The 15202-nt window shown below is 38.9% G+C and carries 12 protein-coding genes; 7 read left to right on the forward strand and 5 right to left on the reverse strand.

Annotation, left to right across the window (positions count from 1 at the left end; all coding sequences use genetic code 11):
• Window positions 1-25: 25 nt before the first annotated feature.
• Entirely contained in the window at window positions 26-1990 is a 1965-nt protein-coding gene (locus Q4489_RS03275) for a methyl-accepting chemotaxis protein (RefSeq protein WP_303477044.1), read from the forward strand.
• 13 nt (window positions 1991-2003) lie between these two features.
• On the opposite strand, the gene Q4489_RS03280 is transcribed toward Q4489_RS03275, so the two are convergent.
• The 4 genes from Q4489_RS03280 to Q4489_RS03295 all read right to left on the reverse strand — a co-directional run bounded on the left by Q4489_RS03280 (window position 2004) and on the right by Q4489_RS03295 (window position 7024).
• Window positions 2004-3275 carry a GGDEF domain-containing protein gene (locus Q4489_RS03280; RefSeq protein WP_303477047.1) on the reverse strand — a complete coding sequence of 424 codons (1272 nt, stop codon included), beginning with the start codon at window positions 3273-3275 and terminating at the stop codon, window positions 2004-2006.
• 10 nt (window positions 3276-3285) lie between these two features.
• Window positions 3286-4302: an ABC transporter substrate-binding protein gene (locus tag Q4489_RS03285; protein WP_303477050.1), complete on the reverse strand. Its 1017-nt coding sequence runs from the start codon at window positions 4300-4302 to the stop codon at window positions 3286-3288.
• Between the two features lie 165 nt (window positions 4303-4467).
• Entirely contained in the window at window positions 4468-5166 is a 699-nt protein-coding gene (locus Q4489_RS03290; protein WP_303477053.1) for an exonuclease domain-containing protein, read from the reverse strand.
• Window positions 5167-5170: 4 nt separating this feature from the next.
• Window positions 5171-7024 carry a putative nucleotidyltransferase substrate binding domain-containing protein gene (locus tag Q4489_RS03295; RefSeq protein WP_303477055.1) on the reverse strand — a complete coding sequence of 618 codons (1854 nt, stop codon included), beginning with the start codon at window positions 7022-7024 and terminating at the stop codon, window positions 5171-5173.
• Between the two features lie 282 nt (window positions 7025-7306).
• Between Q4489_RS03295 and Q4489_RS03300 the strand changes: the two genes are divergently transcribed.
• The 3 genes from Q4489_RS03300 to Q4489_RS03310 all read left to right on the forward strand — a co-directional run bounded on the left by Q4489_RS03300 (window position 7307) and on the right by Q4489_RS03310 (window position 9897).
• Window positions 7307-7558 carry a DUF4212 domain-containing protein gene (locus Q4489_RS03300; RefSeq protein WP_303477058.1) on the forward strand — a complete coding sequence of 84 codons (252 nt, stop codon included), beginning with the start codon at window positions 7307-7309 and terminating at the stop codon, window positions 7556-7558.
• Window positions 7558-9297: a sodium:solute symporter family protein gene (locus tag Q4489_RS03305; protein WP_303477060.1), complete on the forward strand. Its 1740-nt coding sequence runs from the start codon at window positions 7558-7560 to the stop codon at window positions 9295-9297. The genes Q4489_RS03300 and Q4489_RS03305 overlap by 1 nt, the downstream gene beginning before the upstream one ends.
• A gap of 159 nt (window positions 9298-9456) precedes the next feature.
• The gene (locus Q4489_RS03310; RefSeq protein WP_303477063.1) at window positions 9457-9897 is read left to right on the forward strand and encodes a hypothetical protein; all 441 of its coding nucleotides are present in this window, start codon (window positions 9457-9459) and stop codon (window positions 9895-9897) included.
• A 28-nt stretch (window positions 9898-9925) separates the two neighbouring features.
• On the opposite strand, the gene soxR is transcribed toward Q4489_RS03310, so the two are convergent.
• Window positions 9926-10366: a redox-sensitive transcriptional activator SoxR gene (gene soxR / locus Q4489_RS03315; RefSeq protein WP_303477065.1), complete on the reverse strand. Its 441-nt coding sequence runs from the start codon at window positions 10364-10366 to the stop codon at window positions 9926-9928.
• 234 nt (window positions 10367-10600) lie between these two features.
• On the opposite strand from soxR, the gene Q4489_RS03320 reads away from it, so the two are divergent.
• The 3 genes from Q4489_RS03320 to Q4489_RS03330 all read left to right on the forward strand — a co-directional run bounded on the left by Q4489_RS03320 (window position 10601) and on the right by Q4489_RS03330 (window position 15174).
• Window positions 10601-11053, forward strand: coding sequence for a VOC family protein (locus Q4489_RS03320; protein ID WP_303477374.1), 453 nt, complete (start codon window positions 10601-10603; stop codon window positions 11051-11053).
• On the forward strand, window positions 11050-11565 hold the full coding sequence (locus Q4489_RS03325; protein WP_303477068.1) for a flavodoxin family protein: 516 nt from the start codon (window positions 11050-11052) through the stop codon (window positions 11563-11565). The genes Q4489_RS03320 and Q4489_RS03325 overlap by 4 nt, the downstream gene beginning before the upstream one ends.
• Window positions 11566-11730: 165 nt before the next feature.
• On the forward strand, window positions 11731-15174 hold the full coding sequence (locus tag Q4489_RS03330; protein WP_303477071.1) for a PAS-domain containing protein: 3444 nt from the start codon (window positions 11731-11733) through the stop codon (window positions 15172-15174).
• Window positions 15175-15202 lie beyond the last annotated feature (28 nt).

The raw sequence follows: 15202 nt of genomic DNA on the forward strand, positions 1-15202 counted from the left end.
CACATTTTTAGTTGTAGGTAGTTTTGTGCGTGTATCCACTTTTTCTCGTTCCTCCGTTATTGCAATCAGTCTATTTGCCTTAATTTTTCTTGCGACGATGTATCATGTGAGTGAGTCATTGTCACAAAGCAGAAAACAATATGATGAATATCAACAACTAAAGTCACTGATTACGGTTGAGTTTAGTCGCACGGTTCGACGATATTTACAATCAGGTGATGCAAGTCAGTTAACAGAGGCTGAAGCTATCCTTGATGAAATACTCGTTCATACCGAACAGTTAGCGTTACCGCAACTAGCATTAGCAATATCACAGAAATCAAAAGCACTAAAAAAAGATATTGAGACTAAATACAGAGCGATGGGAAAACTCAGTGGCGACCCTCTAGCTTTACTACGAAACGGCGAGCGTGGTATTTCTGCGATAAATCAGCAATTATCAGAATATGTAATACAAACACAGGCGCTGGGTGACGAACAAAAACAAGATTACCTACAGCTAAATAACAGCCTTTCTTCTGCGCTGTTTGATTTAGTAGACAGTCGCGAAACTATGTTTAATCAACAACAAACTGGCAGTGAATCGCTATCATTTTCATTACAAGCACTCAAAGACTTAGAAGAGCAGTTGTCGGCAATGCCATTGTTGGAGATTTATACCGAAGAAGCGGACGAAGAAGACGACTTTTTTTCAGATGAAGACGATAAAGAAGACGCGAGTGAAGAGGCACTGTCAGAATTGTCTTCATTGATCAGCCGTTATCAGTTTGAATTAAAAAACACGTTAGAAAATGAACAGCAACGTCAACAAGGGTTGTCTTTACTGACCCATCAAGTGGATGATTTAGAGAGTATTATTTTAAATGGTGAAGCCGAAATTACGCAGGCTGAGAAACAGGTGAATCAACAATTATCTATTGTTGTTATAGGGTTATTATCATTTTTGATCATATTCTTAGCCACTAATTATTGGTTAACACGTAGCGTGGTGTTAAACCCGTTACGTAAACTGCGCGATAGTTTTGTCACGTTAGTTAATGAAGGTCGAGTTGATAATATCACCGGTATTCCATTAAAAACTGAATTGGGCGAAATTTCACATAGTTTCAATCAAATGGTGTCGAAACTGGCGCAAGAAGATACACAAAAAGCACAACAATTAAATTTAGTGTCAACCGCCATGAAAACGATGGAAAATCAAGCGGGAAATATTTTGGATTCCTCTGCAAGTACCGATCAACATTTAACGGGCGTAGTGCAAGTAATGGGAGCTTTAGCACAGGTGACTGACAACGTGAATACGTTGTCGCAACAAGTCGTGGACAACGCGAAAAATACTGAGCAGGCGATGAATGATAGCCAAACCAAGGTACATGAGGTATTGATCGCTAGCGAACAGACTAATCAGGCTGCAAGTGCTGGTAGGGAAGCTATCCTGTCACTTTCACAATCGGTAGAAAGTGTAGGTTCGATTGTTGATGTGATCAGCTCTATTGCTGATCAAACAAACTTACTCGCGCTAAATGCGGCAATTGAAGCTGCTCGTGCTGGTGAACATGGTCGAGGCTTCTCAGTGGTTGCAGATGAAGTGCGTCAACTTGCAGGTAAAACGCAGGAATCACTTAACCAAGTTAGCCAACGATTAGAACAACTCAATCAAGCGAGCTTGACCTTAGAAAATAATATTTATGGTATTGAAAACGCTTCTCATCAGCAAAAAGGTATCGCGGCTTTATTAAAAGAGAATGCTGAACATGTAGTGGAACAAGCGATAGCTTCTGCGAGTGTGGCTGAAGATGCCTTGGCACATATTAATCAACAGCGAGGCCACTTTGTAGAATTTGAACAAGCGATGGAAAGCGTACAAAATGAAGTTGTGCATTCACGTACCCTCGCTGAAAAAATTGTTAAAGATGTTAATGCGCAAGTTAGTGATATTCATCAAACGCTGCGTTTAGTGATGAACACGGAACATGACCACACTATTTAACTGACAAAGCTTTTTAGGCTGCACACACTTCAATGCGGTTTCGACCATTATTTTTAGCGCGATACATGGCTTGATCAGCATCATTGACCAATTGTTCAAAGCTTTTATGATCTGACGTTAAGGAACATATGCCGATACTCAAGGTAACAAAAACTTCTTGTCCTTTGAATACTAATGGTTGACTAGCAAGTTGTTGTTGAATTCGTTTTGCTGTTTCAATACCGCCACTGTTATCACAGTTAGGTAACATAATCACAAACTCTTCTCCACCGTAACGACCTAAGAAGTCAATATCACGTATTTCTGATTGGCAAACGTGGCATAGATGTTTAAGGAGTTGATCACCGCCAAAATGACCGTACTGATCATTAACTTTTTTGAAATAATCACAATCAAATAGCATAACGGTTAATGGTAAAGAAGAACGATTATTGCGAGAAAACTCTAACGCACCACGTTCATAAATAGCCCGTCGGTTAGCTACTTTTGTCAGTGGATCGGTTCGGGTCATTTCTTCTAATACTTCGGTTCTTTTAGCGATGATTTGCTGCATGGCATCAATGGAAACACTATTTTCTTGTAACTTTTTGTTCATTTCTTGAAAATGTTGAACAATGCTTTCAAATTCTTCTGAAGGGTATGTCAGCTCAATTTTTTGAAAGTCATCGGTAGCATTATGTGTAATGGCACTGTCTACTTCTGTCAGGGAGGTTTTTAGAATGCGTCGAAGCTTTATCGCGGTAAATGTTAATGTACCCAATGAAAGTAACAGCACTATCGCGATTAACATGAATTTATGTTCAAGGGTGTCGCGGATATTTTCTTGAACATCAGCTGATAAATTAACGGCGTCTGCTCGAATAGACTCAAGTTGGGTTAATAATCTCGCGTTAAAATGGTTCTGCATGATTTTGTTGGCGTTGTTAAATTGCACTGGCGTTTGCTTTTCAAATAATGCTTTTAGGTTTAGGTTGCGACTTTTAATACTGTTTAAAATAACTTGTTGTTTTGCTGTCATCGTGGGGGCGGTATTGAGTATTCTTTGTAATTGGTTGTGGTAATGTAACCACTCATCTATATCGTTATCTTTTGCAAACAATTGCTTACTCAGAATGACTTGCTTGATTACATCCGTGTGACTTTCAATACGTTGGGCAAAGGCTTCTCTTTGCGCAGCTAAAGTAATACTTTGATAGGCAAAATAAACGCTAAAAATAATCATACAAAAGACAAAGCAGCACCCGAAAGCGAAATAAGAAACACGTTGAATTAATGCTGTTGTCATGCGTTACCTGTTAAAAATAGACGTTAACTAATCGAGGGTTTATTTCTGATAAGGCCCTTGTATCAATGTAATGCCTATATTGATTATTGGCCATCAAAGTTTTGTTGTTTTGTGAAGATAAATGTTGTTCATATGCCCACATTGCTTGCGATTCAATACTTAAGAGTAATGAATTGTCTAGGCCGACTTTAAAAATATAGTCACGCCACACCCAGTCGATAAAAGCTTGATCCACGTTTAGTTTATTTTTAACAATTGCTTTGGCTTTTTTAGGTTGTACCGCAATGAATTCAGTTGCTTTAATGAGTCCTGCTAATAAGCATTGTGTGGTAGCAACATCTTGTGCCTGCGTATTAGTAGATATTAGATTGAAACTTAATGAGTTTAAATTCTTCGTTTGATGTACTTTTATTTTTTCGTTCAAGGTTTGAATGGTTTGAAAGGCGTAGGGTTCCCAAGAAACGATGACATCAACTTCTCCTGTTTCCAGTGCGTTGTGTAAATGGTCAGGGGAGTAATTTTTGATGATGATATCTGTATACGTTAACCCTTCAAGTGCGAGCAAGGCGGTAAAAAAATATTCACCGGCTGTTTTTAACGTTAAACCCACTTTTTTGCCTGCTAAATCCGTAATTTTTTCGACCTGTGAAGAGTGCTTACTTAACAGCTTAATGTCGTTGTCAGAGTGTACAAACATGGCATGTGACACGATAGGTGGACGATTCAAACTTTGAAAGGCGATAACTGAATCAGATGTTGTGGCATAATTAACTTGTCCTGATTCAACTAAATCGAACGCACGTTTACCACCGACCACATCAATGATATTGACAGAAACGCATTGTTTATCAAAGGCATTAATAGCCTTCGCTACATAAAGCGGTGCTGATAGTGGTGTAAGAGAAACTGCGATATCTATGGTTTGGTGTTGAGCTACTTTTTCATCGTCTATGTACTTCAATAGCAGTATCAATACACATCCTAGTGCTGCAATTACCATAAAGGCTTTTCGCCAACGATGTTTCAAACCCTTTTCTCTCCTTGATGTTTTCCATTAATTATAGACGATCTATTTTTCTAAGCAGTGATATTCAAGATATTTCGAATGAATTATTAGGGTCTGTTGAGCTTAAGCGTTTAGTTCGAACAAATTTTAATCTCGTAAAAGTAACAGGCCCTAATGATGAATCACTTAACTTAATAAATCTTTTAATGTTGCATTAGCGTAATGATGTTGGCTTTCTACTAAAAATAGCTCAGCAGTGGCGATTGCATCACTGAGTGCATTATGTGCTTGATAACGTGGTAATTGATAATGTTGTCGTAGCGCACTTAATCTCAATTCAGATGGGTCGTAGGCGACATCACGTTTATCTAAACGTTTTTTAGCGAGCAACAGGGTGTCTATTATAGGTAATGGTGGCGCGATACCATAAAGTTCTAAACAAGCTCGTTGTAAAAATTGTTTCTCTATGCGAGAGAAATGCACTAACACTGGTTTACCCGCAAGGGTTTTAAGTAAGTGTTTAACAACCTGTGCTAAAGGTTTTCCTTGTTGTTGTTGTTGATCGGTTATTTGATGGATTGCGACATTGTCTGCAAGTAATTCACGTTGAGTGTTGATGATTTGATGATATCCACTGCCAAGCAAAATTTGTTGATTATTGATTTCTACATGACCAACAGTTAATAACTTATCTTTTACTGCATTAAGCCCTGTGGTTTCAAAATCAAGTGCAATTAAATTGAGTTGGCTTAAGGGGGTATGCAAAGCCGGAAATGGTACGGAAAGATAGTCTTTTAATGGGCCCGCTGGTGCAGATAAGTAAGCCTTCTTACGTGCTATTTCCAAACCAAAAAACCAATTAAATAAAAATTGATGTCGCCACATATAATTAATAACTCGACTGTCGTGCGTCTTGTAATGTTTTAATCACTTTAAAAGCGTCTTTTAAATGCTCTCGCTCTAATTTTGAGATATCTTTTGGCGCTAAAAAATTGTCAGCTTGACAGTTAGCTGCAAGCTTTTTAGCTTGATGCTCCATTCGTAATAATGACAAAAATTCAAAAGCGTCGATTAAATTTGCCGCAGAAGACTTTGTTAAAGCAGGTGTGCCCGCTGTTTGTTTAAGACGTTCGATGGTATTGGTTGCTGAAATGCCTTGGCTAAGCGCGTAAATTCGCGCCAAATCAACAATAGGAGCGATACCATTATGTTTTAAATCCAGTACCTGTTTGTTTTCTCCATCTTTTATTAATACAAAGTCCCTAAAAAAGCCTAAAGGCGGTCTATTTAACAGTGCATTTCTTGATAAATGAGCGAGGAAAAGTGTGCTTTTCTTCGTTTTAGTTAGCAGTTGTGTTCTTACCTCGTTTAATAAATCCTCATTGCCGTGAACCGTGGTTAAGTCGAAAAAAACACTACTATTTAGTAGCGCTTGAGGGCTAGGAGTATTAACCCAACTATTGAAATATTCATGCCAAACTTGCTGAGTTTGACGCCATTGCTGATTGGTCGCCATAATGTCGCCTGGGCAATAAATAAAGCCACAGGTCGCTAGTCCATCTGAAACAAATGTTGCCAAATTGAGAAACCATTGATCGTGTTCTGGTTTCATGTCATTACTGATAATTAACGCATTGTCTTGATCGGAATGGGCAAATTGCTCTTCTCGAGCTTGTGAACCTGCTGCTAACCAAGCAAAGCTGACAGGAGCTTTACCTAGTTGCTGCTCAGCCAGTTCTATTAACCTTATGGTAAAAGCAGAAGTGATAGCGCTTATGCTTTTACCTACATGATCTGCTGTGGTGCCTAGCTTGGCCATTTTAATTTGTAGCTTAGGTAACAATTTACTAATTTGTGTTAATTCTTCTAATGAACTTGCTTTACGAATAAGGTGAGTTAAGTTAACCGCATTTTGGCTTTCATGATTCATTAAATCAGTAATGGTGACCATGGCTAACAATTTATTGTGCTGAAGAACAGGCAAATGGTGAATGCGCTTTGCTGTCATCAACATAAGCGCATCATAAGCGCGACTGCCTTCATTAATTGTCAGCATGTTTTTGGTCATTACTTCACTCACGGGCAGTGAATAGTCTAGCCCTTTTGCAATACATCGTTGTCGTAAATCTTTATCGGTTACTATACCAACTGGCAGGCGAGCAGTATCGTTGGAAGTAACAACCAAACATGAGAAACCTAACGTTGTCATTTCAATAGCGGCTTGTTGAATAGAACTGTTTTCAGTAATCGTGGCAACTGGACTATGGTAAAACTGGCTGATATCGGTGTTCATTAACGATGATGCTAAAATAGCATCCTCATTTAGTTGAGACATCTTACTTTTTAATCTTTGTGCCGAGCTATCTTGAAAAAAGTTAATCACTGCAGGGTATTGGCGAATAATTTCTTGCAGTGTTTGATATTGAATACAGTAAGCAAGCGTATCTTCTTCGGTTTCTACGGTAATGTCTTCGCTATGTTCTGTGTGGCAAAAAGCAGTACATATATCGCCTTCACCATATTTTCCAGTTAATTCATTATTTTTATTGTAATAGGCAAGAGCACCTTTTCTAATAATGAAAAGTGAATTTTGCTCACACTGGCTTGGTGGAAGTGTTTGCTGCTGTTTGATGTAACAAATTCGAATAGCGTTTATTAATGATTGAATTTTGTTTAATGGTAGTTGATCAAATGGAGGAATGGCTTGAATAAAGTCACGAACTTCGGCTATTTCATTATCCATGTTTGTTCCTTATATAAAATCAACATTTAAAATCTTAGTCTGTTGTAGTGCATTATTAGGTGTTCGGTCAACTAAGATCGTCACCCCCTAGACTAAAGTGTAATACCTCGGCAAAAAAAACCTTGTTAGTGTGTATCTTAGTTTAGTTTTATTGTGCTTTTTAAATCTATAAAAAGCTAAAGCATCATAAAACTAACGATAAAAACAACAGGTATTAAAAGCGCGAAATAATAAAAAAGCGCAATAATAATGGGCTTTAAAGCTCAATGCTAGGAGAAAACAATGGAAGACAAAGCGTCATATTGGCAAGATAATCTTCGCCTAATATTTATCTGTCTTGCTATCTGGTTCGTGGTGTCATTTGGGTTTGGCTTACTGTTAGTTGAGCCGCTAAATGAATTTCGTCTGGGTGGGTATAAACTAGGTTTCTGGTTTGCACAGCAAGGTTCTATTTATACATTCGTTGGTCTTATTTTTTGGTACACCAAAAAAATGAATGACCTCGATAAAAAATATAATGTGGAGGACGCGTAATGGATGAGTTAAGGCTCTATACGTGGATCGCCGTAGGCGGTACTTTTGCATTATATTTCTTCATTGCATGGTGGGCACGAGCGGGCTCAACTAGCGACTTTTACGCGGCTGGCGGCGGAGTAACACCGCTACAAAACGGTATGGCGATTGGTGCCGACTGGATGAGTGCAGCGTCTTTCATTTCGATGGCTGGCCTGATCGCCTTTTTAGGTTACGGGGGCTCTGTATTCCTAATGGGGTGGACAGGCGGCTACGTTTTACTCGCTATGTGTTTAGCACCTTATATGCGCAAACATGGTAAGTTTACGGTGCCAGAGTTTATTGGTGACCGTTATTATTCTCGTACTGCTAGAATTGTGGCGATTGTCTGTTTGATTATTGCTTCAATGACCTACATCATTGGTCAAATGAAAGGTGTTGGCGTTGCCTTCTCGCGCTTCTTAGAAGTTGATTACGACCACGGGTTATACATCGGTATGGGGGTCGTGTTTGTTTACTCTGTTTTAGGTGGCATGAAAGGGATCACTTATACGCAAATAGCTCAATACTGTGTATTGATCATGGCATACACTATTCCGGCAATCTTCATTTCCTTACAGTTAACAGGTAATCCAATTCCACAACTTGGTTTAGGTTCAACGTTAGCTGATGGTAGCGGTGTTTATTTACTTGATAAACTTGATATGGTGGTGACCGACTTAGGATTTAAAGAGTATACCACGGGAGTATTAGGTAATTCGGTTAATATGTTTGCTTATACGTTATCACTAATGATCGGTACTGCGGGTTTACCTCACGTGATTATGCGCTTTTTTACTGTCCCATCGGTAAAAGCTGCACGTTCATCAGCAGGTTATGCCTTAGTATTTATCGCGTTGCTCTATACAGTTGCCCCTGCGGTAGGTGCAATGGCAAGGTTGAATTTGATGAATACTATTGAACCAGTGGCGGGTCAAAACCTTGAATATGCTGAACGTCCGCAATGGTTTAAAGATTGGGAAAAAACGGGTTTATTAAAGTTTGAAGATAAAAATGGTGACGGTAAAGTACAATATGTTGCTGATGCTGATACAAATGAAATGGTAAAAGTTGACCGTGACATTATGGTATTAGCCAATCCAGCGATTGCAAATTTACCTAATTGGGTGATTGCATTGGTAGCTGCCGGTGGCTTAGCCGCAGCATTATCTACCGCCGCAGGTCTACTCTTAGCAATATCTTCCTCTATATCCCATGATTTAATGAAAGGGATACTTACGCCTGATATGTCGGAGAAGAATGAGCTATTAACCGGACGAATAGTCATGACACTGTCGATATTGTTGTCAGGTTATTTGGGGCTCAATCCGCCTGGATTTGCCGCCGGTACCGTTGCTCTTGCTTTTGGTTTAGCAGCATCGAGTATCTTCCCAGCATTAATGATGGGGATTTTCTCTAAAACGATGAATAGTAAAGCTGCTATCTGGGGCATGTGTTCAGGTATTGGTGCAACGTTACTGTATGTATTCCAACATAAAGGCATTATGTTTGTTAAAGGCACTGAGTTTTTAGGCGACATGGATCCAAATTGGTTTATGGGTATTTCACCAGAAGCTTTCGGTGCTGTTGGGGCATTGATTAACTTCACTGTCGCTTTTGTTATTCTTAAGTTGAGTGCTCCTGCACCACAAGAAATTCAAGACTTAGTAACAAACTTCCGCACACCACATGGTGAAGTGGCTGCGGCGCATGACCATTAATTAAATGCTCGCGCATTAATCAAAAGCTTCTACTTGTAAGGGTAGAAGCTTTTCTTTTCCGCGAAAATGATAGAATATTTGGTTTAACAAATAATATTACTGAGTAATAAAGTGTATTGTTTGCTAACCCAAGTATTATAAAAAAGATAGGATGATTGGATGAACCGTCACACCAAACTTGCCATTTTACTGGCCCCATTTCTTATTCTAGGTGGTTATGTATTATCAGACCTGTATTTAGAAGATCAAGCGAGTGATCTACGTTTATATAATATGCAGCCTTTTGGTCATTGTGATGTGATAAATCAAAAATGTGTGTTGCAATCAGGCGAGTTTGAAATCAACGTTATGCATGAAAACGGGATTACTACGGTTAATTCTACGTTTCCACTTGATACAGCAACACTCTTTACGGTGGATAACGCTAATAATCCAACTGGCTATCAATTAGGGATGAAAGACACACCTTATTACTGGAAACGTGAAACCAATTTAGGCGAGTTAATACCTAACAAAGGTGACAAATTAAAATTACGCTTTATTGGCGAAATTAAAGGCGGCAAATATATCGCTGAATTTTATAGCCAAACGGTAAAATAAGTTTTAAATAACGATATGCAATTGCCTGTTATTTTTTATCTAAAATAACAGGGCCAGAGCCTATATCTCCTAAGGTGTCTTCTGGATTATATAACGGACAGCTGTTCATTGATAAACACCCGCAACCAATACACCCCGTTAAACTGTCTTTAAGCCTTTTCATGTAACTAATACGCATCGTTAAGGCTTGCTGCCACTGGCTCGCGAGTACTTGCCAGTCTTGCGTAGTAGGCGTGCGATTATTGGGCAGTGAGGCAAATGCTTGTTTTATTTCCTCAAGGCTAACACCCATTTTTTGAGCTGCTTTGATCACCGAAATTCGTCTTAATACATCGGGCTTGTAACGTCGTTGATTGCCAGTATTGCGCCAACTTCTGATCAGGCCCTTAGCTTCGTAAAAATGTAAGGTTGATACGTTAACCCCAGCTCGTTTGGCGACACGTCCGACAGATAAATGTGCGTCTTGCATAATGGTGCTCCTAAGTTTTTTTCACTATAAGCAAAAAAAACCTTTACCTCAATATAACTTGAGGTTTTAAGCTTCGATTTATTCATAATAAAAACAGGAGTGAACAACATGAATATACCTAATCCAGTACTTTTAACCCCCCATGAGCGAAAGCCGTTATCGGTTTTTTTAACTAATTATTTAGCACTGTTTAATCACACAATGATGAACAAATAACGCAATAAGGGAGGTGTAATCGTGCATTTAGAACATATCAATCTCGTGGTAAAAGATATCCCTGAAACGCTGACATTTTACCAAGCAGCGTTTCCCCACTGGCATATACGTGGACGTGATACGCAAACTTGGTACGGTAAAAAGAGGCAATGGCTTCATTTTGGTGATGATTACCAATATTTAACTTTTAATGATGGAGGCACGGGTGAGAATAGAAACTTGCAGGGAGCTACTGTCGGATTAGCGCATTTTGCCTTTGTGACAAATAACTTGCAGGCACTGATTACTCGCCTTGAAACCGCAGGTTTTGAGCGTACAAGTAGTGGTGAAGTATTAACTCAGCGAAAAAATGCGTATTTTATCGATCCCAACGGCTTCGAAGTAGAGTTTGTTGAATATACAAGTGATATTCCTCAAGAGCGAAATAAGTATCAAGAATCACAAAAACATAGTCAGGAATTGAATGTATGAAGACCGTTATTATTGTGGCAACCTCGCGAAAAAATGGTAATACAACAAAAAGTGCTGATGCATTAGCTTCTGTGTTATCTGCTGATATTATCGACCTCACTCATTATCAATTATCGTATTATGATTATCAGCATCAAAACCAAGACGATGACTTTCTCACCTTGGTTGAACAGGTGCTTCAATATGATTTAATTGTGTATGCAAGCCCTGTTTATTGGTATGCGATGTCAGGGCAAATGAAGGTGTTTTTTGATCGGTTAACAGATCTGTTAACTGTTAAGAAGTTGATGGGAAGAGCGTTAAAAAATAAGTATAACGCTGTTATTTCAACGGGCGCTGAAGCAACCGCGCCTGATTGCTTTGTTAAGCCATTTGCGTTAACTGCTGGATATTTTGACATGATATTTTTAGGTAATTTCTATTTCCCTGTTTTTGAGCAGGAAGTAGCAATAAACGCAGCGTTTGAACAATATATTGCGACAACAGCAAAGTCGCTAATGCAAAGTATTTGAATTACTTGTTGCGCTCAGTGGCCGTTATGAACAGAATACTTACGGTGCTTTATATGGGTAATTTCTTGTAAAACAAAGCCTATTTAGCAATTAGACCAAAATCTAATTGCTTTTGTGCTCAATATTTGGAAACTTAGCTTATTCATAGTTTTTTTGAGCGGTTTTATGTTTCCTAATTGGCAGTTAACCCTGATCAGTATTAGTTATATTGGGTTGTTGTTTATTATTGCCTATTTAGGCGATAAGTATCGCCATCGACTAGCAAAGCAGGCGCAGAAGTATATTTATGCGCTTTCTCTTGGTGTTTACTGCACCTCATGGAGTTTTTTAGGAACGACCGGCCAGGCATCAAGTAATTTTTTATCGCATATTCCTATCTATTTAGGGCCAATAATAATTTTTTTATTTTTTTGGCCTTTTATTCAGCGCATTATCCGAATTAGTTTAAAATTAAACTTAACATCAATAGCTGATCTACTCGCGTCAAGGTTCGGTAAGTCACATAATTTAGCGATCATAGTTACCTTAGTTGCACTCATTGGCACTATGCCGTATATCGCCCTTCAATTGAAAGCAATTGTGTATTCGTTTCAACAATTGCAAGCCACTAATGTTGTAAGTACCTGGGGTTTTGGCTTGATTGTTAGTTTAGTACTTGCGGGTTTTACCGTCATGTTCGGTATTAGGAATATTGACGTTACTGAACGGCACCCAGGGGTTGTGCTTGCCATTGCTTTTGAAAGTTTAGTTAAGCTTATTGCCTTTTTAGCCGTTGGATTATTTGTCAGCTTCGTATTATTTGATTCTCCAAGTGAAATTTGGCATCAATCTGGCGCTAATATACAGCTATATCAAAACTTTAATACTCCGAATTTGCTGTCTATGTCAGCCATGTTGATCATTGTTATGGCAGCTTTTTTGTCGCTTCCACGACAATTCCAAGTGATGGTTGTTGAGCTTAAAGATGAAAAAGACACGTGGTTAAGTCGTCGCGTTTTTCCGCTTTATTTATTAGTCTTTGCGTTATTTGCTGCACCACTTGGCCTCGCTGGTGATTTATTATTAGGGGACTCAGTTCCCGCTGATACTTATGTGCTTTTCTTACCCTGGACACAAGAACAAACCTGGTTAACCTTAGTGGCTTTTTTAGGTGCAATATCTGCGGCTAGCTCTATGGTTATTATTTCTTCCATTGCATTAAGTACCATGTTAAGCAATGAGATTGTCTTTCCCATGTTGTTCCGTTCAAGTAATACGCGCCACACAGATTACGATAATTTCAGACAACGATTACTGAAAATTCGTAAGTTATTAGTGTTGATGGTGATTTTGCTTGGCTATGGTGTTTTTTTACTCGCTTCGCCCGATACATTAAGTTCATTAGGAGAAATTGCTTTTGGTGCATTTGCCCAACTAACCCCAGCATTAATTGCCGCTTTTTACTGGCGAAGAGCGAGTCTAACAGGCGTATATGGCGGAATATTAGTGGGCTTTACTTTGTGGTTATCGTTAAACTTTTTACCCCAATTTGGCTTTTATCAATCACCGATCACTGATGGTTTATTACCCTCTAAAAGCAGCGCAAATTTATTGAGTTTAGGGGTGAATGTACTGGTGATGTGGGCGTTATCTATAATGAGCCGGCAAAGTGTTCAAGAACGAGTTCAAGCCTCTGTGTTTCTTGAATGGCAACTACCTGATATGCAAGCAACTTCGCGTAAAAGTCGTAAAATTAATAGTCATGAACTTGAATTACTTGTTTCGCGTTTTGTTGGTATAAATAAAGCCGCTGACAGTTTTGCGCAATTTAACCAACAGCATAATAAAAGAGCATTAGGCTTGGCTGTCTATAATCAGCGATTATTGCAATATACTGAAAACACCCTAGCAAGTGTGATGGGTTCTTCGTCTGCACAGTTAGTGATCTCTTCAGCTTTAGACGGGCGAGATATTGCATTAGATGAGCTAGCTGTCTTGGTGGAAGATGCATCTAACCAAAAGCAACAGCAAATTCAGCATTTATTACAAAGTGCGATCGAAAATGCCAGTGAGGGTATTTCTATTGTTGATCGAGATTTAAAGCTTGTCGCGTGGAATAAAAAATACCTCGATATTTTTAAATACCCGAAAGAACTGATCTATGCAGGGGTTAAAATCGAAAAACTCATTCGCTATAACATTTCACGAGGCTTAGTTGGCGAAGGTAACATAGAGCAGCAAGTGAATAAACGAATAGCTTATTTACGATCTGGTAGTTCCCATAGTTCAGAGCGAGAGCAAGATAATGGTCAGGTTATCCGTATTGAAGGAAATCCGTTGCCAGATGGTGGTTTTGTGATGATGTTCTCAGATATCACGGCTTATCGACATGCAGAGCAAATGCTTAAAGCTGAAAATTTTGACTTAGAAACTGTTGTACAAGAACGAACACAAAAGTTAGAACAAGCCAATGAAGCGTTAGAATTTGCACGAGAAAAAGCAGAGCAAGCTCACATTAAAAAAAGCTTATATTTAAAGGCTTGTAGCCATGATTTAATGCAGCCTCTCGAAGCTGCTAGACTTTTTACTTCGGCACTTGCTAGTCAAGATAACTTAAATGAAGTACAGCAGCGACAAGTGAAAAACATTGATCACTCATTGAAAGTGGCGAATGACCTTTTGGCTGATTTAAGTGAAATTGCCCGTATTGAAAGTGGCAACATTAAAGCACACTTTGAAGCGTTTCCTTTGCAACCGTTATTTAACGATTTAAGCCAAGAGTTTTCCGCATCAGCACAAGAGTTATCGGTGGATTTTCGCGTTGCGTCAACCTCGTTGTGGGTGCTTTCAGATAAACATATGCTGCGGCGAATTTTACAAAATTTAGTCGGTAATGCTTTTCGCTATGCGAGTCCTGGTAAAGTATTGTTAGGAGCAAGGTGTCATGACGAAAAGGTGATTATTCAAGTGGCTGATAATGGCCCGGGAATTCCCGAAGACAAACAAAACATAGTATTTGAACAGTTTACACAATTGAATACACCACAAACATCTGGAAGCAGTAGAGGGTTAGGTTTGGGGTTAAATATTACCCAAAGTTTGGCAAATATTTTGGGGCATCAGCTCGGACTAACCTCTAAACTTTCACAGGGTTGTAGTTTCACTGTAGGGCTAAACAAGGCCGCAATAAATGTTCAACCAGTGATAGAGAAACCGCAAATTAATGTCGGCTTTAGTGGTATTACTGTGATGTGTATTGATAATGATCATGATGTGCTTAGTGGCATGGTTGAATTATTAAATGCTTGGCAATGTAATGTATTGGCGGCGGCATCTTATCAAGAAGCAAAAATCCTGTTTGCCGAGCACTATAATGATACTGAAATTTTATTGGTAGATTACCAGCTTGACGACGATCATAACGGCCTTGATTTGATACAAGCGTTAAGAGAACAATCGAATCAATATCTGCCAGCGATATTGATCACGGCTACCACCGATGAAGATATAGAAGAAAAAACTAAAGCAGCTGATGTTGGTTTTATGCGAAAATTAGTAAAACCTGCGGCGCTCAGAGCAATGATGAGTGCAATGTTAGCGAAAAAGCTACAAGATAAATACTTAACATAATGACGATATAATCAGCCACATTTAGGCT

This window comes from Thalassotalea sp. 1_MG-2023 (assembly GCF_030546745.1).
Classification (GTDB): domain Bacteria; phylum Pseudomonadota; class Gammaproteobacteria; order Enterobacterales; family Alteromonadaceae; genus Thalassotalea_C.